Source organism: Rhodococcus sp. IEGM 1366 (assembly GCF_033142425.1).
In the GTDB taxonomy this organism is placed as follows: Bacteria; Actinomycetota; Actinomycetes; order Mycobacteriales; family Mycobacteriaceae; genus Rhodococcus_F; species Rhodococcus_F globerula.
Map to the genome: position 1 here is coordinate 36,083 of NZ_JAWLRZ010000002.1, position 24,318 is coordinate 60,400.

Below are 24,318 nucleotides of genomic sequence, written 5' to 3' on the forward strand. Positions count from 1 at the left end.
GACCCTGGCGCCGAAGAACATCGCCCCAGAGATCCATTTACGTGATCGGGTAGTCATCCTCGAGGATGACTACCCGATCGGGGAAAACCAGGAGCGGGTCAGTGCCCGATGCCGACCTTCGCGTGGATTTTCTTCATCCACGCCGGCGCCCACCAGTTTGCTTCGCCCATGAGCTTCACCAGGGACGGAACGAGGAGCATGCGGATGATGGTCGCGTCGACAATCAGTGCCACGATCATGCCGACTCCGAGGAACTTCATTACTCCAAGACCTGACATGGCAAAAGCGCCCGTCACGACGATGAGGAGCAGTGCTGCGGCCGTCACGATGCGGCCCGTTCTCTCGGTGCCGAACTTGACGGCCTCTTCCGTTGTCGCGCCGTCGTTCTTCGCTTCGACCATGCGCGACATGAGGAACACTTCGTAGTCGGTGGACAGTCCGAAGACAACGGCCAGGATCAGGACAACAAATGTTGCTTCGAGCGGTGTCTGGCTGACACCGAGAAGTTCGACGCCGTGGCCCTCCTGGAAGACGAAGGTGAGGACGCCGAAGGTGGTTGCCAAACTCAAGGCAGCCATCAGCACAGCCTTGATGGGCAACACAATTGATCCGAAGGCGAGGAACAGCAGAATCAGGGTCGAACCGACCATGATCAGAATCATGACCGGCAACCAGTGCAGGACAGCGTTGTTGCCGTCGTCGACGGTGGCTTGCCCGCCGCCGACCAATAATTCGGCGCCGTCGGGCGCAGGGATCTCGCGTAGGTCGGTGACAGCGTCACTTTGGGACTGCGGCGTGGATCCTTCGCTGTAGAACGCTTGGATTGCGATCAGCGAGTTGGTGCTCGCGACGACGGTAGCCTGCGCGATGCCCTCGACTTGGCTTGCGGCTTCGGCTACTGCCGTGCCTTCGGCAGGGTTGAGCACGGTATCGCCCTCCGCCTGCAGGATCAGTGTCGCGCCGTTCCCTGTCTGGGGAAATTCGTTGACCAGCGTGTCCATTGCAGTACGAGCGGGGTCGTCGGTGGGCAATGCGGTGTACGAGAGTTCGCCGAGTCGTGCGCCCAGCAGCGGCGACGCCAGTACGAGAAGCAGGGTGACAATCGTGATCGATACGGCAACAGGTCGTTTCATCACCCACGTGACGACGCGACCCCAGAACCTGCGTGAACGTTCTTCTCCGCGTTGGGCTGCGCCCTTGCGCCACGTCAACGAGTTGATGCGGTGGCCCAGAATGGCAAGCAAAGCGGGTACCGCGGTCAGCGACAGTACTGCCGCGCTCAGCACGGCGGCGATGGCGCCGAACCCGAGTGACCGAATCACAGCTTGTGGGAACACAAGCATGCCGCTGAACGCGCAGATCAGCAGCAGCCCCGAGAACATCACGGTACGACCGGCCGTCAGGACGGTGCGGGTGGCTGCGGCACCTGGTTCGGAACCGGAGTTCAGTTCCTCGCGGTATCGCCCGACGACAAACAATCCGTAGTCGATGGCAAGGCCGAGCCCCAGCAGTGAGGCCACGTTGATCGAGAACGAACTGACCTCGGTGACCGACGTCAGAACTCGCAGTACAGCCAAGGCGCTCAGCACGCTCAGAACTCCGACAAAAACCGGTACGGCTGCAGCGACAAGTCCGCCGAAGATGAAGACCAACAACACGAGGGTGATCGGGATGGCTATGGCCTCCGCGACAATAAGATCCTTCTCCAGCGTGGTGTTGAAGGCGACACCCACTACCGTGTTTCCAGCGAATTGTGCTTGCGCGCCTTCCACTTCGAGCGTGGGGAGCAGATCGGAAAATGTGGCGGAGGTGACTCCGGAGTCCGGTGCCAAGGTGATGGCAACCGCGCCCATCGTTCCGTCGTTGGAGACCAGATTTGCCTTGGTCGCGGCGTCGGCGGTCCAATACGACTTTACCGAGGCCGTCGGCACGTTGGCCGTGAATTCGTCGACGGTGGCTGTCACCGCCGGGCCGATGTCGTCGAGACTTCGGCCGTCGGTCGGTGTGTAGATCGCAATGATGTCCGCGGTTTGCGGTCCGAGGTTTTCCTCGACGATTGCTGCGACCTTCGCGGAGTCGCTACCCGGGTCGACAAAGCCTCCTTGGCTGAGCTTTCCGAATACTCCGAGACCCCACACGCCACTGATCAGCACGATGAGAACTGCGAGCGAGAGCACCCACCATTTTCGGGAAACGACGGTTTGGGCCCAGCGTGTCATTGATCAACTCCGGTGAAATTTTCGGACATGGCCGTACCGACTGTATCGGTGGGGAGGGATTCTGGGCATGACACACCGTTGCCGCTGAACGTATGTCACGTTCAGCGGCAACATCGGCTAATACCTGGTGCGTGGAGTCAGCGATTGTCCTTCTTGGCCTGACGCCGTGCACCGGCGGCGATACTGGACGCTTCGAACTTCTTCTTGCCCGGAGAACTACGAGTTTCGTCGACGCGAGCCTTGCCCGCGGACGCGACCTTTCCGTTACCCGTGTCGATGTCGCTGAAGGACGGTGCGTCCTTGCGAGCGCGGCCCAGCCGCTCGTCCTTGAGTTCTCGGGCGCTTTGGCGCGAGACCGCTGCCAGCCGGCGGCTCACTCTGCTGAGCGCGTCTTCGAAAACTTCTGCTTTGCCGGCGTTGCGCGCATTTGCCGACTTACCGGATCCGCGTCCCTTCTTCTCGGCCACTTTTGCCGAACCCGCACGTCGGTACAACTTTGTGTACTTGTTGCGGGCTCGACGAATGCGCGTGTGCAGGGCGATCAGTTCGTCTTCGTCGAGTTCGGCAATCTGATCCTTTTTGGTCTCGAGGATCAACACGTATTCGTCCTCGGAAAGGGAATTCAGAATCTTTTTCACGTCTATTCCGATCTGTCCAGAGTTTCCGAATTTCGGTGGTACCGCATGCTAATCCTTTTTCGAGGTCCGTGGCGGAATACCGTGCTCTGGAGAGAGTCCGGAATGTACGCGGCGAGGCCGCCTGCGATTCGGTTCGGATGTGTCAGGCATACTGCTGGAAGCACTTGCAAGCCATGCGTGTGGGGGAAGCCGGTCCAATTCCGGCGCTGACCCGCAACGGTAGGTTCGTTCTCGAATCATCGAGAATGAATGAGCCCGAATGCCCGCCGCGTGGTGTGCGACATCCATTCGTCGTGGTCTACGAACCGGAAGTCCAGCGAGAGCACTGCCCGCGGATTCCCTATACGTGGTGGGTGTTCTCCCAGGATTCTCATTCGTGGCTCTGAGCCCTTTTGCGAGGTCCCGTGTCACTCAAGATTTCCCCCACCCGCGCCGTTGTCGTGTTGATCGCGACTGCGTTGATGGCCGCCGGTTGTTCGAAAGGTGAGGCAACCGAAAACTCCGCGTCGACGGAGTCGTTCGCTCAGCCGGTCAGCATCACCAATTGCGACCGTGAACTGGCTTTCGATTCACCGCCGCAGAGAATTGTGTCCTTGAACGGCCATGTCACCGAAGCACTTATCGAGATCGGCGCGGGGGACCGCATTGTCGGACGGGCATACAGCGACAACCCGCCCACCGCGGAGACAGCCGAACAGTTCAACAAGATCCCCAGTCTGTCCGATACCTTCCCGAGCGCCGAGCAGATTCTGGACGTGGATCCCGACTTCGTTGTCGGCGGAATGACCAGCGCATTCAACGAGAAGCAGGGAAGATCACGCGACGCGTTTGCCGAGAAAGGGATCAATACCTTCCTCTTCTCGGAATACTGCGGCACCGGTTTCCCCGATATCGGACTGCTCGAGAACGACTACACCCAACTCGGCCGGGTCTTGGGCGTCGAGGATTCCGCTCGCGCCGTAGCCGAACAGATCAGCTCTGGCCTTGCCGCAGTCCGCGCGTCGATCGGCGATGCCGCGCCGGTATCCGCGTTCTTCTACGACAGCGGTGAGGATGTTCCGACCACGATCGGTGGCGTCGGCGTCGGGCAACTGGTTGCCGAGTACTCCGGCGTGACAAACATCTTCTCCGAGGGTGCCAAGCCCTACATCGATGCAAGCTGGGAGGCTGTTGCCGAGCGCGCGCCCCAGGCGATCGTCGTCATCGACTACGGAGACAAGACAGCGGATCAGAAGATCGACTTCCTGCGGTCCCAGCCGTTGATGGCAACCACTCCGGCTGTCGCGCAGAACCGATTTGTCGTGGTGCCTCTTGCTGATCTCTTCGAGAGTTCCCGTTTGGTGCGCTCGGCACAAACCATTGCGAGCGCTTTCCATCCGGGTGCTGCTACTGCAGGCACTGACCCGGCGAAGTGACACTTTCACGTTCCGGTTACGGCGCTCTGCTGGCCGGACTGCTGGTAGCCCTGGCAGCCATGCTGGGGTTGGCGGTGTCGTTCGGGTCGGTGCGCATTCCCGTCGGTGACGTGTGGGCGATAGTCGGAGCACGCTTGGCGCCAGGGACTTTCGAGACCTGGTGGACAGCGGCGCGGGAGTCGATAGTGATCGACTCCCGCCTGCCGCGCGCCCTCACCGCTGCCGTGGTGGGTGCGTCGTTGGCGCTCTCAGGTGCGGTGGCGCAGGCGGTCACCCGCAATCCGTTGGCCGATCCGTACCTTCTCGGTGTGTCGTCCGGCGCGGGTTTCATGGTGGTGCTGGTTTCCGTGCTGGGTATCGGTGTTGGTGTCCTGGGCGTTTTCACGATTCCCGTCGCGGCCTTTGTCGGCGCGATGATCCCGCTGTTCCTCGCCCTGGTGATCGGTGGCAGATACCCTCAGCCCACGGCGATCATCCTGGTGGGAGTTGCTCTGGCCCAGATCTTCTCGGCGCTCATCACGTTCTGCATTCTGGTTCTGGCCGACGATCGGCGCGTGACGTCCGTGATGCACTGGATAGCAGGCGGATTCGGCGATTCGAGATGGTCGACGCTGATCTTCCCGACCGTCGCGCTTGTTGTCGTCGGAGTTGCGTTGCTGCTCAGCGCGCGTTGGATGGACGTCCTGCAGACCGGCGACGACGGCGCCGCAGCCTTGGGTATGAACGTGCGACGCTTCCGCGTGTTGTCACTGCTTGCGGTGTCCGTCCTGGCCGGCGCTGCGGTGAGCGTCGCAGGCGGCATCGGTTTCATCGGATTGCTGATTCCGCACCTTGCGGGATTTGTGGTGGGTACCAGAGCAATCCGTCTGCTTCCCGCCGCCGTATTGCTGGGCGCAGTGGCGATGGTGGCTGCTGACACGGTGGCACGCTCGGTGTCGGAATCGACAGAGCTCCCGGTGGGTGTGATCACTGCCTTGGTGGGAGCGCCGATATTCGTCTGGATGCTCTACCGGCAGTACAGGAGGTTGGAGCAGTGATTCTCGAACTCGTCGACACGCGGGCCCGGCTCGGAAATCGTGAGGTGTTGCACGGCATAGGTTTCCAGGCTTCCGCAGGTGAGATTCTCGGCTTGGTCGGTCCCAACGGTAGTGGCAAGACGACGGCGCTGCGTTGCTGTTACAACGCGCTGACCCCCAGTGGTGGTGCGGTGCTGATCGATCGGGTGGACGCGACGGCATTGTCGCGCAGGGAGATTGCCCGAACCGTCTCGGCCAGTGTTCAGGAACCGGCGGTGTCCGGTGGGCTTTCGGTGCGTGAATCCGTTGCTCTCGGACGCACGCCGCACCGGAATTGGCTGGATCGCACGACGGAGCGAGACGGCAACATCGTGGATCGGTGCATTGAACAGGTCGGTCTAGAGGCACTGGCCGGTAGGGACGTCGCGACGCTCTCCGGTGGTGAGCGTCAGCGCGTATCCATTGCCCGGGCGCTGGCGCAGCAACCGAAGATCCTGTTGTTGGACGAGCCGACCAATCATCTGGACCTGCGGCATCAGCTGATCGTGATGGAGCTGCTCACGGAGTTGGCGTCGCAGGGGTTGGCCGTCGTGGTCACGATGCATGATCTTCGCCTGGCCGTCGAATATTGCGATCGACTGGCGGTGCTCGAGGCGGGAAACTTGCGGGCATGTGGGCCCACCGCTGCGGTGCTGGAAGAATCGTTGCTGGCCGAGGTATTCGGGATCAAGGCCCGCGTGGAGCACGGGGTGCGTCCGCGGATGGAGATTGTGGGGCTGGCGTGAATGACGAGATAGGCGCGATCTACGCGCGGATGGCGGCGGCGGTTCCGTTTTTCGAAAGCCTCGACGCTTATCCGGCGACCATCCCGGCCGAGGTGATGACGGACCCGGACTGGATGGCAGCGCGCGTCGCGGATACGGCAAAGCGGTGGGGGAGTGACGAGAGCCGGGTCAACGGCACTTTGTGGTGGTATTCGGCCAGTTCCACGTTGACCGGTATCCCGCTCGGAACGGGGTTGGTCACCGGTTTTGCCGCCGATCCGTCGCTGTCCGGGGCCCGGATTTTCCTGCGTGACGACGGCTATCTCGGGGGATTTGTTGCTGCTTCTCTCATCCCGATCACAGTCGGTGTTGACGAGTTGGCTCGGGCGATGCACGAGGCATTGACGCCTGTCATCGAGGTGCTGGCCGAGGTGTCCGGAGTGCGCGCGAAGGCGTTGTGGGCGATCACCACCGATTCCATTGCCAACCGCGCGCTCGATGCGGCAGGCGTACGCCGTGAGCGCGGAAGTGCCTGCGCTGCTGGATTGATCGATGCCCTCCGTAGTGCGGGCGCGCCCATTCCGCGGCCTCGTTTTGTGGATGTGAACGCGGGGGCGAACGCCGCGCGAGTGGAGAATCCGTTGACATCGGTGCCGGCGGGTCGACGACGGTTCACCCAGCGTGCGTCGTGTTGCCTGATCTACGAGGTGCCGGGCGAAGCCAAGTGCACCAGTTGCCCCAAGCGTGCGCCCGAGGATCGTGTGGGGTTGCTTGCCGCTCTTGTTTGACGGATGGCGGGTGAGCTGCCAAACTTGGAGGCATCGAACATAAGTTCGATGCACGATGCGTCTTCCCTCCCAGCATCGCGACTGTTCGCAAAGGCACTGTTCGCAAGCGGTGAGGCAAGTATGGGCTGGGGTAATGGACCGCCGACGTGGTCCGAGATGGAACGAGTTCTGTCGGGACGCGCCGGCCGAGTCGAGCACGAAGATCTGTTTCCCGGCGACGGAAACGACAGCCCGGCATGGTCACGCAAGCGTGGGGAGTACACCGCCGGTGAACTCGCTCGCGGCAACAGCACCGTGCCGTATGCCGAACTTCACGCCCATTCTGCGTTCAGTTTTCTCGACGGCGCCTCACCTCCGGAAGAGTTGGTGGAGGAAGCCGTCCGACTGGGCCTGGAAGCTATTGCCGTCACCGATCACGACGGTTTCTACGGAGTGGTGCGGTTTGCCGAGGCTGCTCGAGAATGGGGAATGCGGACGGTGTTCGGGGCGGAGTTGTCCTTGGACTCCACACCGCGAGTGGGGGCGGCCGATCCCGGTGGGACGCACCTGTTGGTTCTCGCGCGCGGGCAGGAAGGCTATCGCCGGCTCTCCCGTGAGATCGCGGCAGCTCACCTGGCCGGTGGTGAGAAAGGGAAGTTGCAGTACAACTTCGACACCTTGACCGAAGCTGCGGGTGGGCACTGGCAGATCCTGACCGGGTGCCGGAAAGGTCATGTGCGGCAAGCTCTCACCGCCGGCGGGAAAAGCAGCGCCGCTGCGGCTTTACGGGATCTGGTCGAGCGTTTCGGTGCCGACCGGGTGGCGGTGGAGCTCACCCATCACGGGTTGCCGGAGGACGACGAGCGCAATGCTGTTCTGGCACAGCTTGCCGCCGAACAGGGATTGCGAACCGTGGCGACCACGGCGGCGCATTTTGCGGCGCCCCCGCGTCGCCGGTTGGCCATGGCGATGGCTGCGGTTCGCTCCCGGCAGAGTCTGGACGACGCCGCCGGATGGTTGGCTCCGACGGGTGGGGCGCACTTGCGTTCGGGTGAGGAAATGGCGTCGTTGTTCTCGCTCTACCCGGAGGCGGTCAGCGGAGCTGCCGAACTGGCCCGTGAGTGCGCTTTCGATCTGAGGCTCATCGCCCCCAAACTGCCGCCGTTCGACGTACCGCCTGGCCGCACCGAGGCGTCGTGGTTGCGTGAGCTCACGATGGCGGGGGCGTTGGATCGTTACGGGCCGCCCGAGGGTGCGGAGAAGGCGTATCGACAGCTGGAACATGAGCTGGCTGTCATCACGTCCTTGGACTTCCCCGGGTATTTCCTCGTCGTCCACGACATAGTTTCGTTCTGCAAGAACAACGACATCCTGTGCCAGGGACGAGGTTCCGCGGCAAATTCGGCGGTGTGTTACGCCATCGGCATCACCAACGTCGACCCGGTTCGTAACGAGCTCTTGTTCGAGAGATTCCTCGCACCCGAGCGCGACGGTCCGCCGGACATCGACGTGGACATCGAATCCGACCGCCGCGAAGAGGCAATCCAGCACGTGTACACCAAGTACGGCCGCGAGTATGCCGCACAGGTGGCCAACGTCATTACCTATCGAGGGAAATCGTCGGTGCGGGATATGGCTCGGGCACTGGGCTTTTCGCAAGGACAGCAAGACGCGTGGAGTAAGCAGGTCGGACGGTGGGGCGGCATCGACAAGAACGCCGAGACGGATATACCGCGCCCGGTGCTGGAACTGGCCGCACAGATCGAGGGGTTTCCCCGGCACCTCGGTATCCACTCCGGCGGCATGGTCATCTGCGACCGCCCGATTGCCGACGTCTGCCCGGTGGAGTGGGCGCGCATGGCCAATCGCAGTGTCCTGCAGTGGGACAAAGACGACTGCGCTGCCGCAGGTCTGGTTAAATTCGACCTCCTGGGCCTGGGAATGCTCTCGGCCCTGCACTACATGATGGATCTGGTAGCCGAGCACAAAGGCGTCACCGTTGATCTGGCGCAGTTGGATCTGCAGGAAACTGCGGTGTACGAGATGCTCCAGCGGGCAGATTCCGTGGGAGTGTTCCAGGTGGAATCGCGTGCGCAGATGGCGACGCTGCCGCGTCTCAAACCGCGGAACTTCTACGATCTGGTGGTCGAGGTCGCTCTCATCCGGCCCGGTCCGATCCAAGGTGGGTCGGTGCACCCTTACATTCGTCGGCGCAACAAACTCGAACCTGTCACCTATGATCATCCCTCGCTCGAAAAGTCCCTGAAGCGCACACTCGGTGTTCCGTTGTTTCAGGAACAGTTGATGCAGATGGCCGTCGACGTCGCGGGATTCACGCCGTCCGAGGCAGACCAACTGCGTCGAGCCATGGGGTCGAAGCGTTCCACCGAGAAGATGGAACAACTGCGCGCGCGGTTGTATCAGGGAATGCGCGACCTTCACGGAATCGATGACGCAGTTGCCGACCGTATCTACGAGAAGTTGTACGCCTTTGCCAATTTCGGTTTCCCGGAAAGTCATTCGCAGAGTTTTGCGGCACTCGTCTTCTACTCGTCGTGGTTCAAACTGCATCATCCGGCAGCGTTCTGTGCCGGACTGCTCCGGGCTCAACCGATGGGGTTCTATTCACCGCAATCACTTGTCGCCGACGCCCGCAGGCACGGGGTGCGAGTGCACGGTGCGGACGTCAACGTCAGTCTGGCGCATGCCACCGTCGAAGCGGCGGGGCTCGAAGTGCGATTGGGGCTGGGCGACGTGCGCAGTATCGGTGACGCACTGGCCGAGAAGATCGTAGAACAGCGCACTCTCGGCGGGCGGTTCACGTCATTTCTCGATCTGACCGGAAGAGTGGAACTCACGACGGCACAAGCGGAATCGCTGGCGACGGCCGGTGCGCTCGGTAGTTTCGGAATTTCGCGAAGAGAAGCGTTATGGGCTGCGGGCGCTGCAGCGGGGGAGCGCCCTGATCGACTACCCGGGATGGGGGCATCGGTCACTGCCCCCACCTTGCCCGGTATGAGCGACGTCGAACTGGCGGCGGCCGACGTGTGGGCTACCGGAGTATCTCCCGACACTTATCCGACGCAGTTCCTCCGCCCGCAACTCGACGCACTCGGCGTGGTCCCGGCGTCCGGGCTGCTCGACGTTGCGGACGGTGATCGAGTGTTGGTCGGGGGAGCGGTCACCCACCGTCAACGCCCGGCAACCGCGGGGGGTGTTACGTTCATCAACCTCGAAGACGAAACCGGGATGGTCAACGTGGTGTGTTCGGTGGGGTTGTGGGCCAAGTACCGAAAGCTGGCCAATACGGCGCCGGCGCTCCTCATCCGGGGGAGAGTGCAAAACGCAGAAGGCGCTGTGACCGTCGTGGCAGACCGGATGCAGCGCATGGACCTCCGTGTCACGGCGAAGTCTCGGGATTACTGCTGACAGCGCAAACGATTAGCGTATCCAGCGCATGTTTGGCAATTTAGTTGATGAAATTCACCCCCGATATCACCCTTTTGGTGATTGGCGTCGACGTGGTGTCATTCACCCCCGGTTTCATCCTTTCTTTCTCATTCTTTGCCTTGTTGTTCGAGTATCTTTTCGGTGTCCATGGACTCGTCGAGGCAACTGTGGGCGTCCGTCGGGAAATTTTCGCCGCAGCGCGCGCATGATGAGGTTTCGGGCTTCCCGCTAGGGACCTTCGGCGATGGTCGACCGTTCGCGGTGGTGTGGTGCAGCGTGGTGTGCGGGTAAGTGGTCTTCGACCGAAATGCGGTTTAACTGGTCTTTTACGCGAAAATGCAGGACAACCCGGCGGCGAATATCAGTCCGATGGGCAGGCCGGAGTTGGTACAGAAGTGAGTGTCGCCCAAAAAATGGGACGAAAGTCACATTGACGGCAAATGGTCCTAAATCGGGCATGGGAGGAGGCGTTTCCTCTGGCAGTTGTCTGCGAGTTACCCGTGAATCTGCTGGCAGTGGGTATTTCTTGATAGCGCGTCGATTTGTGCGGAAAAGAAATACGGCACTTTTGGATTCTAAACTTCTGGAATCGAGCAATTTTCGCGCTGGTTTTTTTAATAGGAACGACGTAGCGTCCATCCGTGCAATCAATCAGCTAGTTGAGTAGTGAAGTACAGGCAAGTGAAGTACAGGGCCGGGTTCCGGACTGGGGAAGCCGGAACACGGTGCGAAGGGGCGGGATTCATCCCGCGGAGGGAAATCATGTCGGAACACAAGGGCCTGTGGGCTGACGCCTGGTCCGGGTTGGGGACCACGCACGGCGCTCGGCCTACGGTTCGGCCTACACGGCCTCGCCGCCTGAATCACGTATTCGAAGCAAGTGCGGACTCCGTTCCGGACGCAATCGCGCTCGAGTGCGATGGATTTGCGATCACCTACCGCCAACTCGAAGATCGATCGAATCAGTTGGCGCACATGTTGATCGGTGAGGGTATCGGGGTCGGCTCACGTGTAGCGATCTTCCTGAACCGCTCGGTAGATACCTATGTAAGCCTATTGGGCGTGCTCAAAACCGGCGGCACCTTCGTGCCGATCGATCCAGGCGCACCGTCCGATCGCGTTGCGTACGTGGTCGAAGATGCCGGAGTTCAGCTTGTGCTGACCTCGACAGAGTTGGAGCCGAACGCCGAGGAATGCAACGTCGCGCGGCTTACCCTCGACACGAACGTGGCGGTGTTGAACTTCCAGCCGCAGCATCGGCCCGTCCTGGACCTTGCGTCGGACCCTGACCCGGCCTGCTACATCCTGTACACGTCTGGTTCGAGTGGTCGACCCAAAGGCGTCGAAGTTGCCCAGTCGAGTATCTGCAACTTTCTCGACGTGGTTCCCGACGTCTACGATGTTCGGCCGAATGATCGTGTCTACCAGGGTATGACGATTTCCTTCGACTTCTCGATCGAGGAAATCTGGCCCACCTGGGCCCGCGGCGCAACCATCGTCGCCGGACCGACGGACAGTCGGCGACTGGGCGGCGAGTTGGCGGATTTCCTCGAAGAACGCGCCATTACGACGCTGTACTGCGTACCGACTCTGCTCGCCACGATCCCGCGCGATCTGCCCAAGATTCGAAATCTGCTGGTCGGCGGTGAAGCGTGCCCGCGTGAGCTGGTGGAACGGTGGGCGCGTCCGGGCCGCAAGATCCTCAACACGTACGGGCCCACCGAGGCAACGGTCACTGCAACGTGGGGTGAACTCCTGCCAGGTCGGACGGTGACGATCGGTCGCCCACTCCCGACGTACTCCGTCGTCATTCTCGACGAAGCTCGCGGGCTGGTACCCCACGGTGAGGTGGGCGAAATCTGCATCGGCGGACGCGGTGTTGCGCGTGGCTATGTCGGACGCCCCGACCTGACCGCCGACAAATTCATCGATCACTTTTCCGTGCCGGCGGGCCAGAAGCTCTACCGGACCGGCGATCTCGGACGCTGGACGTCCGACGGCGAGATCGAATATCTGGGCCGCGCCGATGCCGAGGTCAAGATTCGTGGTCACCGAGTTGATCTCGGTGAGATCGAAAGTGTTCTCCTGGAACACCCGTCGGTGTCGGAAGCCGTGGTGGCGCTGGTCGCCGCATCGGAAAACGAGACGCCGTCGGAACTGTGCGCGTACATGGTGCTGGTCGACCCGATCGAGGACGAGTACCTTGTCGGGGAACTCGCGAAAGCAGTGTCGCAACGACTTCCGGCGTACATGGCGCCCGCATTTGTCGACTTCATCCCCGCATTGCCCGTGATGCCCAGCGGCAAAGTAGATCGATCGAAGCTCCCGGAACCGACCCGGCGACGTTTCTCGGCTCCTACCGGCCCGGTAGTCGAACCCCGGAACGAGCAGGAAGCAGCGGTTCGCGATATTTGGGCGCGGGCGTTCGGCATACCCGCAGACGAGATGTCGGTCGAAGCAAACTTCTTCGAAGATCTTGGTGGCCATTCGCTGCTGGCAGCAACGGTTATCTCTGCTCTGCGTGAAAGTGGCATCGGCGCAACTCCCTCGATCCGAGATCTGTACAGCCATCCCACTGTTCGCTCGATCACGCACGCGCTGGCAGCAGTGGGCTCCCAGCATCCGATTGCCCCGAATGTTGCTGTCAAACACACGGATACGGAAGTGGCTCGCGCCGGGGGCATCCAGTTGGCAGTGATCTATGTGTTCTTGCTGATCACGACGCTTCCCGTCTCGTACGTCTACACGAAGAACGACGGTTTTGTGTCGGTGCCGGTTCTGTTCGAGATGTTGGCAGCCATCATGCTCACGTATCTCTGCGTGCGCTGGTTCCTTCCGGTGATCAGTGCGCGCCCACTTGCCGCAGGAATCAAGCCTGGGCGATACAAACTCTGGGGTCCGACGTATCTGCGGCTGTGGACACTCGACCTGCTCCTCGCGGTCGGTGCTTTGCCTGTGGTCAGCGGATCGCCGTTGATGTCGATCTATCTCCGCATTCTCGGTGCGCGCGTCGGGCATCGCACTACCATCGCGACGTCCTCGATATCGTTGCCGACACTGGTCGAGATCGGAGACGGCGCATCGATCGGTTACGGTGCGACCATCCGGCCGTGGCGCGTCGAATCCGGTTCGGTGACGGTAGGGAAGATCGTCATCGAATCAGGTGCATTTGTCGGTGCAAACGTGGTGCTCGAACCTGGATCGACCGTCGGGGTGCGCGCCGCACTCGGTGATCAGTCGCTGCTTCCGTCCGGGCACATCGTGCCGCAGGAGGCCAGGTGGGCAGGATCGCCGGCAGTGCCGACCGAGTTCTTGGATCCGGCGGTCGAAACCATGATGCGAGCCGAAAGTGTCCGTGCCCGTTGGAAAGTGCGTCATATCCTGGCAGCACTCGCCGGTCTGACGGCACTCGAAGTGGGTGCCATCGCCCTGATGGTTCCCGGTATCGCACTGGTCTGGGGCGCCCTCCTGGCGTGGGGTGTTTTGGCGGGACTGGTGGCGACGTTGTTTACCGGACCCATTTTCGTGATCACCGTCTGTGTATTCGTTGCCGTGAACAAACGACTCGTTCTTCGCAACGCACCTGCCGGAATGCATCCTGTTCGCTCGGGTCTCGGTATCCGCAAGTGGATGGTCGACAAGTTGCTCGAGTTCAGTTTGCTGTTCACGAACTCGCTGTACGCAACGCTGTACACCGCGCCGTGGTTGCGGTTGCTCGGGGCGGACATCGGTCGCGGAGCGGAAGTCTCCACCGTGTCGCATATCGACCCGGACATGCTCACCGTCGGCAAGGACAGCTTCATCGCCGACATGGCCAGCGTGGGAAGTGCGAGCTTCGCAAACGGCCGGATCATGTTCCAGCCCACTCGAATCGGCGAACGCACCTTCATCGGTAATGCTGCGGTTATCCCGTCGGGTATGGAGATCGGCGACAATGCGTTGATCGGTGTCGCGACGGTGCCGCCTGTGAACGGTGTTCCGGAAGGCACGTCGTGGCTCGGTTCGCCCGCTATCTACCTGCCGAACCGTCAGGACAGCGGAGATTACGACGACGCCCTCATCTATACGCCGCCGCAGGATGTAGTGCGTGATCGCTACGTGATCGAGTTCTTTCGCGCCACCTTGCCACCCACAGTTCTCGGCGTGAGCTTCTACCTTTATCTGTTGGTCTTGTCCTCCTTGGCATTCGGGCGAGCACTTCCCGTTCCGGCCCTCGTTGCGCCGCTGGTCGCGATGGCGTCGAGCCTTGCGGTGATCGGATTCTGCGCGGCTGTGAAGCGAAACACCGTGGGACGCTACGAACCTCGGGTTGAGCCGCTGTGGAGTAAGTTCGTCCGACGGTCCGAATTTGCGACCGGGCTCTATGAAAGCGCTGCTGTGCCGATTGGCGTCGGGATGCTGGTGGGTACCCCGTTCCTGCCGATGGTGCTGCGCTGGTTCGGCACGACAATCGGCAAGCGAGTGTGGTTCGGAACCACCTATCTCACCGAATTCGATCTCGTCCACGTCGGCGACGACGCCACTATCGGAACCGAGTCGTCGCTGCAGACACACCTGTTCGAGGACCGTGTCATGAAGATGTCCACGATCACCATCGGCGATGGCGCCAGCATCGGGACACGATCGATCATCCTCTACGACACGGTTGTCGGCGAGGAAGCCTCACTCAGTCCGCTGTCGTTGCTCATGAAGGGCGAAGAGCTTCCGGCGCGGACGAGTTGGCGCGGAATTCCCGCTGAGGGGATTCGCGCCGACGACAGCTCGACTGTTCTCCTCGAGAAAGCTGTCCTCGAGAAAGCTGTCCTCGAGAAAGCTGTCACCGACCAAGCTGTCACCGACATCGTCGTCGCGCAAGGAGTGTCCGCATGAAATGGGTATCGCTGTCTCAGAACAAGACCCGTCGAAGCACGACCTACAGCACGCGGCCGCACCCGCGGGCGCTCGTGTACCGCGGCCCCGCGTCGTTACCGGGGTGCCCGGAAGCCGTCGCAGATCTGTTGTCGTCGAGCGCCTGGAACTTCGACGTGCGCTTCGTCGGACCGGACGAGGAGTTGCAGATCGACGATTCCACGCTCCATTCGGCGGCGCTGTACGCACAACCCGGCGGCGGTGACCTGGACAGGGCGTTCACGCACCTGCGCCGCCATGTTCCGGCGATTCAGCAATTCGTCCGATCCGGTGGACGGTACTTGGGATTCTGCCTCGGTGGTTACCTCGCGGGCCGCAGCCCCGGGTTCGAACTGTTTCCCGGTGATGCAGACCAGTACGTCGCGTTGCAGAACGCCGAAGTGCACGACACAAAAGGTGCTGTACTCGAGGTGGATTGGAGCGGCCAGATCGAGGAAATGTACTTCCAGGACGGACCGTACTTCTCACTCGACCGGCATTACCGGGATTACTACGATTCCGAGGCAGCGATTCTCGCGCGGTATCAGAACGGAAGTATCGCGGCTTTGAAGATCGACTACGGCAAAGGTCGGGTCGGGGTAGTCGGGCCGCATCCTGAAGCCGACGAATCCTGGTATCAGGGTGACGGTTTGCGGGCACCCGAGCACCTCGCCACCGACCTGGGGTACCGCTTGATCAACGCAGTGATGACCCGATGACAGCCAGTCCGCTCGCGCCGACGGAGCAGATCCCGGTAGTGGAAAAACAGCGACTTCTCGGGATCGACGCCGCCCGCGGTATTGCCCTGCTTGGCATGATGGCCGTCCACTCACTGATCGCCGTGAGCGACGACGGATCGCCCACGCTGTCCTACGGCATTTCGGCAGGGCGATCGTCTGCGTTGTTCGCAGTCCTGGCCGGTGTGGGAATTGCCTTCACGACCGGGCGCGCGCGGGTGGAACGCGGTGATCGCGGTGCCACAGCAGCGTCACTGGCAGCGCGTGCAGCGGTGGTCGGCGTCATCGGATTGATCATGGGATACACGCACGCGGAGCTCGCCGTGGTGATCCTGCCGTACTACGCGATCCTTTTCCTTATCGCTATTCCGCTTGTCTTCTTGCCTACCCGTGCAGTTGCAGCGCTCGGCCTGCTGATCGCACTTGTCGTGCCGGCCGTCATCGAATTTTTCGGGACATCGCTCCCCGCACCGAGCTTGGACAACCCGACGCTGGTCGGCATTATCGAGAATCCACTCGGATGGACCGTCGAACTGCTGTTGAACGGGGAGTTCCCGGCTCTTCCGTGGACTGCGTACATCTGTGCCGGTATCGTCATCGGCCGGTTGAAGCTGACATCTGCGAACGTGGCCGGTTGCTTGTTGGTGTACGGCGCTGCACTTGCAGTCGGCACGCGAATTCTGTCCGAGGTCTTGATCTTTCATCTCGGCGGACTGGAACACCTCATGGCGGGCAGCGAATTGTCGCGCGAGGAAATTCTCGACATCATCGCCTACGGCGCCGACGGTTCGGTGTTCGGTTCGACGTGGTGGTGGCTTGCCGTCGACGGCCCGCACAGCAGTACGCCGCTGGACCTGTTGGGGACGATAGGGTCGTCAATGGCCGTGATCGGGGCGATGCTGTTTCTCGGCCACCTGGCGGGGACAAAACTGGATACGTTGGTCAAGGTCGTGATGGTGCCCTTGGCTGCCGCCGGATCGATGACCTTGACGCTGTACGTGCTTCACATCTGGTTCATCAATTCGAACTACGACACGTACGGCGCGTGGACGGGGTACATCCTGCAGGTTCTGGCCGCTTTTGCCATCGGACTTTTTGTGAAGTTGACTACCGGGCGTGGACCGTTGGAAGCGTTTGTGACGATGGTGGCAAATCGAAGCAAGCGGGCTGTTACGGAGAGGGCGTCCACAACTTCTCCGGCGCACCACGCCTGACCGTATCGATCAGATCGTGGCCCAGGTCGAATCGGATTCCGTCCGGATTGGTGAGACCGCGTGTGTACCAGGACCGCTCGGCTTCCGGGTGTGGTCCGACAACGCCGACGCGTCCGAGGCCGAAGTCGCTGACCACGGCTGCGACCTTGCCGTTGCGGTAGCGGGCCAAGACCTCCACCGGGGCGTCGTCGCGCAGTACGAAGATAGGGCCGTCCTGGAAGAACATCGTGCGTTCCTCCTCGCGCCAGGTGACGTTCACGATCGTGTTGCCTGTTGTGTCGATCTCGGACTTGCGGGACGAGATATATCGAGCGGTGTCTCCCGGCAGCAGTCCGAAACCCGGTGTGGCCCCGGCCAAGTAGCCGCCAAGGCAGAAGCCGAGATAGTGTCCGCCGGTTCGGACCCACTCGCGGATCGACTCCGCGTGTTGTTCCATGTGGACCCATGCCGCCGACAGTTCCCCGCCGCCGGGTTGTGCATAGAGCGATGCACTCGCCAACGCTGCTGTCGTCAACGGAACAACTTCGTCCGGACCGCAGAACGTCACGTCGTACGGATCGGACGAGGATTCGAGTAACCGACCAACCGCCTCGGGACAACCGGGTGATGATGCCGGCCCGCGGTAGACCAAGGCGCGCCGGGGACGGATTCGGGTGGAATCGGCTGACGCGACAACAGTTCCGCCGATGGTGATCAGCGCAGCGGCCGAGACGAGGAAGGTGCGGCGATTCATCGCGTGATCAGTTCAGCTTCGCCCGGCAATCATGGGTTCACTTTATCGAACTCGTGGTTCGGCCAGGTCGTCGCGTCCGCTGCCGGTGGCACCCGCGTACCGTTACGGCAGAGCTAGGTTACCGAGGAAACCGGGAACCGCCGATACGAGAGTAGGACTGCGCACAATGTTGGAAGTCGATATCACTGCACTGGAAGCGGCACTGGCGGCAGGTGAGCCGTTGATCGATGTGCGGGAGGCAGACGAGTTCGCCCAGGTGCGTGTTCCCGGTGCCGTACTGATCCCGATGAGCGAGTTCGTCTCGCGGATGGGGGAGATCCCTGATGCCGAGACGGTGTACGTGATCTGCGCAGTCGGTGGCCGCAGTCTCCAGGTTGCCGAGTACCTCCAGGGTCGCGGCATCAACGCTGTGTCCGTACGTGGCGGAACGATGGAGTGGCACCAGTCCGGGCGCGAGGTCGAAACCGGCGCCGTCTAAGCGGGCGCGGGCAACGCTCCGCTACGGATGGAGTTCACGGTGCGCGCTGCCACTGTGGCCCAGATCGGGATGAGTGCAAGCAGCAGCGCAGCGGCAACCGCGAGGATCAGTTGTGAATCGGTGGCGATACCAAAAGCGTTGGCGCCGACGGCACAGGCTCCGATCGGGAAGGTGAAACTCCACCAGCCGAGCGAGAACGACAACCCGCCTCGCAGGGCTCGGATCGTGACCGTCGTGACGGCGATGAACGCCACCACGCCGAGTGCGCCGACTACGGTGCCGTACACAAGCCCGAAGGTGTGCAGGGCGTCGGCGGTGTCTGCGGCGACGGCGTGGCGTGCTGCGTCGGCCAGGAGATTGGCGGCGCCGATCGACTGGCCGATCACGCCGAGCGGGATCCACAGTGACGGAATAGCATTGAACGGAATTGCGTCGACGCCGCGAGCACGGTTGTCGGCGAACTGCCGAGCGACGGCTGTGGCGATGATCAGTGCGGCCGAGAGCGCCAGCGCGAACATCACGTAACAGAACACGAGAACCGACGTGCGGAGGGCACCTTCAGTCAGGTGTGTTGTCACCGCCGCTCCTGTCGTCGCGGAAACCATCGGTGGTACGACGGGCATGAGCCAGAACGGCATGGCCGTCGCCATGCCGGCGTCGCGGACCAGACGGACCATCATGACGACATAAGTGCACAAGCCCAGGGTTGTGCCCAGCACCCAGAGAGTTATCGAGATTGTCACCGCCGCGCTGTGGCCGAGATAGTTGGCGCCCGTGACGCCGGTCGCGGACCCGACTGTCACCAGGGCCATTGCCACCGCGCCGTAGAACGGGAACATCGCGGGGCTACGGAGGTAGGCGAGTGCGAGATCGCGGTGGGTGATCCAATGCGCGGCAAACGCGCCGATCAAAGCGATCAGGATGGCTGCGGCGAGGAACCAGAAGAGATCCGCCACCACGTGTAGTGCCGCGACCTCATGTTGGAGAGACGCCGCTGCCACCGACACGATTCCCGTTCCCATCGCCGCCGCAAACCAGTTCGGGGTGATGTGGGCAAATGCGGACGGGGTAGCGGTGCTCATGCATTCCAGTGTGTCGGTGTCGGGTTTGCCGACGGTAGATGGCCTGTTGTTGAATGCCCACAAATGGCGCTTGTGGGTCTAATCTGAACGCATGTCGCTGTCCCCGCGAGTCCCGGAACTCAGCGCCCTCGACGTCCTTCTGTCTGTGGGCCGCCTGGGAAGCATGGGCGCTGCAGGTCGGGAGCACGGACTGAGTCAACAGGCGGTCAGCGCCCGGGTTCGATCGGTTGAACGCCAACTCGGGATCAAAGTCTTCGATCGTGCCGCAACCGGTGTTCGCCCGACGGCTGAAGGTGGGCTGATTCTCGAATGGGCTAGTCACATACTCGTTACCGCAGAAGAGATGGCATCCGGTGTTGCTGCGCTGCGCGGCGAACGTGACGCGGCTGTCACGGTTGCGGCAAGTATGACCATCGCCGAGTACCTCGTACCGGGGTGGACGGTAGCCATGCGCCACAAGTTCCCCAGCGTCGTAGCTTCGGTCAGTCTCCACAACTCTTCCGACGTCTCCGCGCAGGTTCAGGCCGGCCGAGCCGACATCGGTTTTGTCGAAGGCCCGGACGTGCCGAGCTCACTCGCGTCCTGTGAAGTGGCGCGTGACCATCTGGTTGTTGTCGTGCCGCCAAACCACGAATGGGCCAACGGCGCTCCCGTTCCGGTGGAGGAGTTGGCCCGCACGCCCCTCATTCAACGGGAATCGGGATCCGGCACTCGAATGACACTCGAAAATGCCGTACCCAATTGTGCGCCACCACTTCTCGAGCTGACGTCGTGCACTGCCGTCAAGGCTGCTGTCGTTGCGGGCAACGCGCCGGCCGTGTTGTCGTCCTTGGCTGTTGCCGCTGATCTCACCGACGGCCGGTTGGTTGCCGTGACCGTCGAAGGTCTGCGGATGCCCCGCAGATTGCAGGCAGTCTGGGATCCGGTGCGAGGATTGCGCGGCGCGGCGCGGGATTTCCTCGACATCGCACTCGGTTCCAACACTGCTGTTCACTCGCGCTGAGGCTCAGACAGCACCCTTGAATCCGTGTTGACGCCACGCTTCATAGGTGACCAACGCCGCTGCGTTGGAGAGATTGAGTGAGCGTCGGCCGGGAAGCATCGGGATACGCAGACGCTCGGTGATGTGCTCGTCAGCCAGGACTTCTTCGGACAAACCCGTCGGTTCGGGACCGAAGAGCAGAACATCACCGGGTTCGTACGCGATATCGGTATACGGGACGGTTGCATGTGCGGTGAAGGCAAACACCCGTGCCGGGGTTACGGCCTCCCACGCTGCAGTTAGGTTCTCGTGGACAGTCACGGTCGCCAAGTCGTGGTAGTCCAACCCCGCTCGCTTGAGCTTCGGTTCGGACAGGTCGAACCCGAGTGGGCCCACCAGGTGTAGTTCACAACCGGTTCCCGCGACCATGCGGATCGCGTTACCGGTATTGGGTGGGATACGGGGCTCGTGGAACATGACTCGGAACACCACAAAACCCTACCGCGCATGCCATTGGCGGCCGCGATGTCGGGGTTTTTCCCATTCAGTTACCAAACTGCAAAGTTTGTGGGAATCTAATTGCCGCATTCTTCTCAGAACGGACATTTGATGAATACTCCTGCCGGTTGGAATCCCGACCCCTTCGATCCGACGATCGACCGCTACTGGGACGGCCAGCAGTGGACGGCTCAAACCCGTCCCAAAATTGTCGACGCCCCGACGCAGGTGTTCGGAGCACCAGGCTCGCCGCAGCAGGATCCCACCGCACCGGACGATCAGAAACGCCGTAAGTGGCCGTGGATCGCGGGCGTTGCCGCAGCCGGGGTCGCAGTGATCGGAATTGCCGCAGGGACGGGAGGCTCCGAAGAGTCGAAGACCCCGGCGGCGACTTCCTCGACGACAGTGGCAGCAACCACTACACAAGCGACGACAACGACCACAGTCAAGCCCACAACCACGACCGCCGCGCCGGCGACCACCACGACGGTGGCTCCGACTACGACGACAACACTCGCCATAGTCCCGTTGGTGCCGCAAGTAACCACAACGACCCAGTACGTTCCACCGCCTCCCGCCTACGTGCCGCCGAAGACGACTGAGCCCGCGTACATTCCGCCGCCGGTCAAGGTGCCTGATGCCGGGGTGTATTACGCGAACTGCTCAGCGGTAAAGGCTGCTGGTGCAGCGCCGATCTACCGCGGTGACCCGGGCTATTCCTCGAAGCTCGACCGTGACAACGACGGCGTGGCCTGCGAGTAGTAGGCGGTCGAGTTGCTGTCGGTAGTGCGGGGCAGTATGTAGGTCATGCCCCTCGAAGAATCCGACAACGTAGTCGGCGAAGACTATTCCGATGCTCGATTGCCGGGAAAGGTGTGGCGCCAGCGCACGTTCACCAATTGTGTGTTCCGTGACGCAGACCTCACGGGCATGACGACGGAATCGGTGGTCTTCGACAATTGTGATTTCACCGGCGCAGATCTGGGGGAGTCGGAGCACATCGGTAGCGCGTTTCGTTCATGCAACTTCGCGCGGACCAGCCTGTGGCACAGCACTTTCCGAAACTGCACTTTGATGGGATCGACGTTCGACGGATGTCGGATCCGGCCGTTGACGCTCGACGAGGTGGACTTCTCGCTCACCTCGTTGGGTGGCGCGGATCTGCGGAGGATCGACTTCACGTCGTGCCGCTTCCGCGAAGCGAATCTCGTGCGTACGGATATGCGTGATGCGATTCTGGTGTCGGCGGATCTGTCGGGCGCTCGTACCGGTGGACTCAAACTCGACGGCGCGGACCTGCGCGGCGCGCGCGTCGATCCGGGTCTGTGGACGTCTGCAGTCGTGGCAAACGCCAAGATCGAATTGATGCAGGCGGTGGCGTATGCGTCGGCGCACGGTTTGGTTGTCGACCTGTAGACGCAACCGATCAACAGCGGGAGTTACCGCTCGAGGCGTTCCTCCAGCCGAATCGTCACGACGTCACCGACGTCTTTGCCGATGGCTGTGCGGATGTCGGCCTTGACCGGGAGCTTGTGAGTGCCGTCGCCCAAGGCCATGAACGAACTCTGAAACGGATGTCCGTCGATTGTTCCGCGCACCTTGACCAGTCCACGGGTACGGAAGTATTCGGCGGACTCCGGCCAGATCACGTATGTCCAGCCACCTTTCGCGTCACTTTTGCGCAGTGTGGCGGTGAATACCTTGTCCAAAAACATGGTGGCATGCCCTTTCGGTTGGTCAGCGAATGAACTCTCGGGCCAGCAGATCCATGAGCAGTCCGTCCTTCCACTCGCCGTGGCGATCGCGTGAGTACTCGCGCATCACCCCGACGTCCCTGAACCCGACCGATCGATAACACGCGATTGCTGCCGTGTTCTCCACTTCCGGATCGATGATCAATCGGTGGAACTTCAGATCGTCGATCAGGTGCGCACACAGAACGCGTATCGCCTCACGACCGAATCCGCGGCCGTGGACAGCCGGATCGAGAAAGAGATCGAGACCGGCGTGGCGGAAATCGGGGTTGTCGTCGTCGGCGTACCACTGAATGAATCCGATCAGGTTCCCGTCGTGGAAAATGCTGTAGCGAATGGTGCCGGACTCCGGAGCGGCAGGCCAGTCGTCGGTCGGATTCTGCCACCATTCGGCCACATCGGGATGCAGATGGATGGCCCGCAGACGGGCATGATGATCGGCGGCGACGGGTGCAAGAACCACCCTCGGACCGCGTAGTTTCGGAGCCGTTGTCACGCATCGACCCTAACCTGGAACAATGGTCGCCGTGACTGCAACGATCCTGGACGGTAAAGCTACCCGCGACGAAATTTTCGAAGACCTGAAGGTGCGGGTGAACGCGCTGAAGGCAGCGGGTATCACGCCCGGACTTGGCACCATTCTCGTTGGTGACGACCCGGGATCCGCAGCGTACGTGCGCGGCAAGCACAACGACTGCGCCAAGGTCGGTATCAACTCCCTGCGCCGTGACCTTCCTGCCGACATCACACAGGAGCAGCTCAACGCCACCATTGACGAACTCAACGCCAATCCCGAGTGCACCGGATACATCGTGCAGTTGCCGCTGCCCAAGCACCTCGACGAGAACGCAGCGCTCGAGCGCATCGATCCCGACAAGGATGCCGACGGCTTGCACCCGGTGAACCTCGGCCGTCTGGTTCTCGGCAAGGAAGCTCCGCTGCCGTGTACGCCGCGCGGAATCCTGCACCTGCTCCGCCGCTACGAGGTGCCGATCGCCGGCGCTCACGTCGTTGTTGTCGGCCGCGGTGTCACCGTCGGTCGCCCCATCGGACTGTTGCTGACGCGTCGTAGCGAAAACGCCACCGTCACGCTGTGCCATACCGGTACCCGCGATCTGGCTGCTGAGGTTCGTCGTGCAGACATCGTCGTTGCGGCCGCCGGCGTTCCCGGACTCATCACCGCCGACATGGTCAAGCCGGGCGCTGCTGTGCTCGACGTCGGAGTGAGCCGCACCGACGACGGTTTGCGTGGTGACGTTGCTGCCGACGTCAACGACGTTGCGGGCTTCGTCTCGCCCAATCCCGGTGGAGTGGGCCCGCTGACCAGGGCGTTCCTGATTACCAACGTGGTGGAGCGCTCCGAGCGAGTTCTGGCCGGAGCCTGACGACATGACCTCACCGGTTGGCCTCGTGAAGAAGAATTTGCCGATGATCACGGTTCTGGCCGTGATCGCGGCGGCGGTTGTTCTTGTCCTGGCCGACCGGTGGCGTCGCGGTTCGCTGGTCTTGGGGGTGGCGGTCATTATCGGTGCAGCTGCCCGCTGGTGTTTCCCACAGAATCGCGTGGGACTGCTCGCGGTGCGCGGCAAGAAGTTCGACACGGCGGCCATGGGCGTCATGGGTGCGTTGATCGTCTCGCTTGCTCTGACCATCGATCCGCTCGGCACGGACTGAGTCAGTCCAC

At 61.9% G+C, this 24,318-nt stretch carries 22 protein-coding genes and 1 riboswitch; of the genes, 15 read left to right on the forward strand and 7 right to left on the reverse strand.

Features of this window, described 5'->3' with window-relative positions:
• Positions 1–98: 98 nt before the first annotated feature.
• Both R4P64_RS06030 and R4P64_RS06035 read right to left on the reverse strand, forming a co-directional pair.
• Positions 99–2,219 carry an MMPL family transporter gene (locus tag R4P64_RS06030; protein WP_317819802.1) on the reverse strand — a complete coding sequence of 707 codons (2,121 nt, stop codon included), beginning with the start codon at positions 2,217–2,219 and terminating at the stop codon, positions 99–101.
• 137 nt (positions 2,220–2,356) lie between these two features.
• Positions 2,357–2,857 carry a hypothetical protein gene (locus tag R4P64_RS06035; protein WP_033231302.1) on the reverse strand — a complete coding sequence of 167 codons (501 nt, stop codon included), beginning with the start codon at positions 2,855–2,857 and terminating at the stop codon, positions 2,357–2,359.
• Between the two features lie 138 nt (positions 2,858–2,995).
• Positions 2,996–3,143, forward strand: a riboswitch (cobalamin riboswitch).
• A gap of 175 nt (positions 3,144–3,318) precedes the next feature.
• Here R4P64_RS06035 and R4P64_RS06040 point away from each other — a divergent pair.
• The 9 genes from R4P64_RS06040 (at position 3,319) to R4P64_RS06080 (ending at position 17,107) form a co-directional block, all read left to right on the forward strand.
• Positions 3,319–4,272 (forward strand): ABC transporter substrate-binding protein, encoded by a 954-nt coding sequence (locus R4P64_RS06040; protein WP_317820501.1) that lies wholly within the window; start codon positions 3,319–3,321, stop codon positions 4,270–4,272.
• Positions 4,269–5,309, forward strand: a complete 1,041-nt coding sequence (locus R4P64_RS06045; protein WP_317819805.1) for an iron ABC transporter permease — start codon at positions 4,269–4,271, stop codon at positions 5,307–5,309. The genes R4P64_RS06040 and R4P64_RS06045 overlap by 4 nt, the downstream gene beginning before the upstream one ends.
• Positions 5,306–6,073: an ABC transporter ATP-binding protein gene (locus R4P64_RS06050; RefSeq protein ID WP_095886626.1), complete on the forward strand. Its 768-nt coding sequence runs from the start codon at positions 5,306–5,308 to the stop codon at positions 6,071–6,073. Before R4P64_RS06045 ends, R4P64_RS06050 begins: the two co-directional genes overlap by 4 nt.
• Positions 6,070–6,840, forward strand: a complete 771-nt coding sequence (locus tag R4P64_RS06055; RefSeq protein WP_052683634.1) for a (2Fe-2S)-binding protein — start codon at positions 6,070–6,072, stop codon at positions 6,838–6,840. The genes R4P64_RS06050 and R4P64_RS06055 overlap by 4 nt, the downstream gene beginning before the upstream one ends.
• A 120-nt stretch (positions 6,841–6,960) precedes the next feature.
• The gene (locus R4P64_RS06060) at positions 6,961–10,248 is read left to right on the forward strand and encodes an error-prone DNA polymerase (RefSeq protein WP_033231531.1); all 3,288 of its coding nucleotides are present in this window, start codon (positions 6,961–6,963) and stop codon (positions 10,246–10,248) included.
• A gap of 47 nt (positions 10,249–10,295) precedes the next feature.
• Positions 10,296–10,478, forward strand: a complete 183-nt coding sequence (locus tag R4P64_RS06065; RefSeq protein WP_317819810.1) for a hypothetical protein — start codon at positions 10,296–10,298, stop codon at positions 10,476–10,478.
• A gap of 553 nt (positions 10,479–11,031) precedes the next feature.
• Complete coding sequence (locus tag R4P64_RS06070; RefSeq protein WP_317819812.1) at positions 11,032–15,138, forward strand: Pls/PosA family non-ribosomal peptide synthetase; 4,107 nt, start codon at positions 11,032–11,034, stop codon at positions 15,136–15,138.
• The gene (locus tag R4P64_RS06075; RefSeq protein ID WP_080711574.1) at positions 15,135–15,875 is read left to right on the forward strand and encodes a BPL-N domain-containing protein; all 741 of its coding nucleotides are present in this window, start codon (positions 15,135–15,137) and stop codon (positions 15,873–15,875) included. Before R4P64_RS06070 ends, R4P64_RS06075 begins: the two co-directional genes overlap by 4 nt.
• Positions 15,872–17,107, forward strand: coding sequence for a heparan-alpha-glucosaminide N-acetyltransferase domain-containing protein (locus R4P64_RS06080; protein WP_317541224.1), 1,236 nt, complete (start codon positions 15,872–15,874; stop codon positions 17,105–17,107). Before R4P64_RS06075 ends, R4P64_RS06080 begins: the two co-directional genes overlap by 4 nt.
• On the opposite strand, the gene R4P64_RS06085 is transcribed toward R4P64_RS06080, so the two are convergent.
• Positions 17,064–17,840: a BPL-N domain-containing protein gene (locus R4P64_RS06085; RefSeq protein WP_317819817.1), complete on the reverse strand. Its 777-nt coding sequence runs from the start codon at positions 17,838–17,840 to the stop codon at positions 17,064–17,066. The genes R4P64_RS06080 and R4P64_RS06085 overlap by 44 nt on opposite strands.
• A gap of 166 nt (positions 17,841–18,006) precedes the next feature.
• Here R4P64_RS06085 and R4P64_RS06090 point away from each other — a divergent pair, with 166 nt between their 5' ends.
• Positions 18,007–18,318: a rhodanese-like domain-containing protein gene (locus R4P64_RS06090; protein WP_045070729.1), complete on the forward strand. Its 312-nt coding sequence runs from the start codon at positions 18,007–18,009 to the stop codon at positions 18,316–18,318.
• On the opposite strand, the gene R4P64_RS06095 is transcribed toward R4P64_RS06090, so the two are convergent.
• Positions 18,315–19,400 carry a TDT family transporter gene (locus R4P64_RS06095; protein WP_095886621.1) on the reverse strand — a complete coding sequence of 362 codons (1,086 nt, stop codon included), beginning with the start codon at positions 19,398–19,400 and terminating at the stop codon, positions 18,315–18,317. The genes R4P64_RS06090 and R4P64_RS06095 overlap by 4 nt on opposite strands.
• A gap of 91 nt (positions 19,401–19,491) precedes the next feature.
• Between R4P64_RS06095 and R4P64_RS06100 the strand changes: the two genes are divergently transcribed.
• On the forward strand, positions 19,492–20,403 hold the full coding sequence (locus R4P64_RS06100) for a LysR family transcriptional regulator (protein ID WP_045070727.1): 912 nt from the start codon (positions 19,492–19,494) through the stop codon (positions 20,401–20,403).
• A gap of 3 nt (positions 20,404–20,406) precedes the next feature.
• Here R4P64_RS06100 and R4P64_RS06105 read toward each other — a convergent pair whose 3' ends face one another.
• Entirely contained in the window at positions 20,407–20,871 is a 465-nt protein-coding gene (locus tag R4P64_RS06105; RefSeq protein WP_033231525.1) for a tRNA (cytidine(34)-2'-O)-methyltransferase, read from the reverse strand.
• A 120-nt stretch (positions 20,872–20,991) separates the two neighbouring features.
• Between R4P64_RS06105 and R4P64_RS06110 the strand changes: the two genes are divergently transcribed.
• Together R4P64_RS06110 and R4P64_RS06115 are read left to right on the forward strand one after the other, a co-directional pair.
• Complete coding sequence (locus R4P64_RS06110) at positions 20,992–21,642, forward strand: excalibur calcium-binding domain-containing protein (RefSeq protein ID WP_317819821.1); 651 nt, start codon at positions 20,992–20,994, stop codon at positions 21,640–21,642.
• Between the two features lie 45 nt (positions 21,643–21,687).
• Entirely contained in the window at positions 21,688–22,296 is a 609-nt protein-coding gene (locus R4P64_RS06115; RefSeq protein WP_033231293.1) for a pentapeptide repeat-containing protein, read from the forward strand.
• Positions 22,297–22,319: 23 nt separating this feature from the next.
• Here the strand turns inward: R4P64_RS06115 and R4P64_RS06120 are convergent, their stop codons facing one another.
• Entirely contained in the window at positions 22,320–22,595 is a 276-nt protein-coding gene (locus R4P64_RS06120) for a DUF1905 domain-containing protein (RefSeq protein WP_317819824.1), read from the reverse strand.
• Positions 22,596–22,617: 22 nt separating this feature from the next.
• Positions 22,618–23,097, reverse strand: a complete 480-nt coding sequence (locus R4P64_RS06125) for a GNAT family N-acetyltransferase (protein ID WP_411742656.1) — start codon at positions 23,095–23,097, stop codon at positions 22,618–22,620.
• A 64-nt stretch (positions 23,098–23,161) separates the two neighbouring features.
• On the opposite strand from R4P64_RS06125, the gene R4P64_RS06130 reads away from it, so the two are divergent.
• Together R4P64_RS06130 and R4P64_RS06135 are read left to right on the forward strand one after the other, a co-directional pair.
• Complete coding sequence (locus R4P64_RS06130) at positions 23,162–24,019, forward strand: bifunctional methylenetetrahydrofolate dehydrogenase/methenyltetrahydrofolate cyclohydrolase (protein ID WP_172936014.1); 858 nt, start codon at positions 23,162–23,164, stop codon at positions 24,017–24,019.
• Between the two features lie 4 nt (positions 24,020–24,023).
• Positions 24,024–24,308, forward strand: coding sequence for a DUF3017 domain-containing protein (locus R4P64_RS06135; protein WP_033231289.1), 285 nt, complete (start codon positions 24,024–24,026; stop codon positions 24,306–24,308).
• Positions 24,309–24,318: the final 10 nt, after the last annotated feature.

Coding starts and splice junctions, on each gene's coding strand:
- R4P64_RS06030 (WP_317819802.1), bottom strand. CDS start 2,219: ATGACACGCTGGGCCCAAACCGTCGTTTCCCGAAAATGGTGGGTGCTC.
- R4P64_RS06040 (WP_317820501.1), top strand. CDS start 3,319: ATGGCCGCCGGTTGTTCGAAAGGTGAGGCAACCGAAAACTCCGCGTCG.
- R4P64_RS06060 (WP_033231531.1), top strand. CDS start 6,961: ATGGGCTGGGGTAATGGACCGCCGACGTGGTCCGAGATGGAACGAGTT.
- R4P64_RS06065 (WP_317819810.1), top strand. CDS start 10,296: ATGAAATTCACCCCCGATATCACCCTTTTGGTGATTGGCGTCGACGTG.
- R4P64_RS06070 (WP_317819812.1), top strand. CDS start 11,032: ATGTCGGAACACAAGGGCCTGTGGGCTGACGCCTGGTCCGGGTTGGGG.
- R4P64_RS06075 (WP_080711574.1), top strand. CDS start 15,135: ATGAAATGGGTATCGCTGTCTCAGAACAAGACCCGTCGAAGCACGACC.
- R4P64_RS06080 (WP_317541224.1), top strand. CDS start 15,872: ATGACAGCCAGTCCGCTCGCGCCGACGGAGCAGATCCCGGTAGTGGAA.
- R4P64_RS06085 (WP_317819817.1), bottom strand. CDS start 17,840: ATGAATCGCCGCACCTTCCTCGTCTCGGCCGCTGCGCTGATCACCATC.
- R4P64_RS06090 (WP_045070729.1), top strand. CDS start 18,007: ATGTTGGAAGTCGATATCACTGCACTGGAAGCGGCACTGGCGGCAGGT.
- R4P64_RS06095 (WP_095886621.1), bottom strand. CDS start 19,400: ATGAGCACCGCTACCCCGTCCGCATTTGCCCACATCACCCCGAACTGG.
- R4P64_RS06100 (WP_045070727.1), top strand. CDS start 19,492: ATGTCGCTGTCCCCGCGAGTCCCGGAACTCAGCGCCCTCGACGTCCTT.
- R4P64_RS06110 (WP_317819821.1), top strand. CDS start 20,992: ATGAATACTCCTGCCGGTTGGAATCCCGACCCCTTCGATCCGACGATC.
- R4P64_RS06115 (WP_033231293.1), top strand. CDS start 21,688: ATGCCCCTCGAAGAATCCGACAACGTAGTCGGCGAAGACTATTCCGAT.
- R4P64_RS06120 (WP_317819824.1), bottom strand. CDS start 22,595: ATGTTTTTGGACAAGGTATTCACCGCCACACTGCGCAAAAGTGACGCG.
- R4P64_RS06135 (WP_033231289.1), top strand. CDS start 24,024: ATGACCTCACCGGTTGGCCTCGTGAAGAAGAATTTGCCGATGATCACG.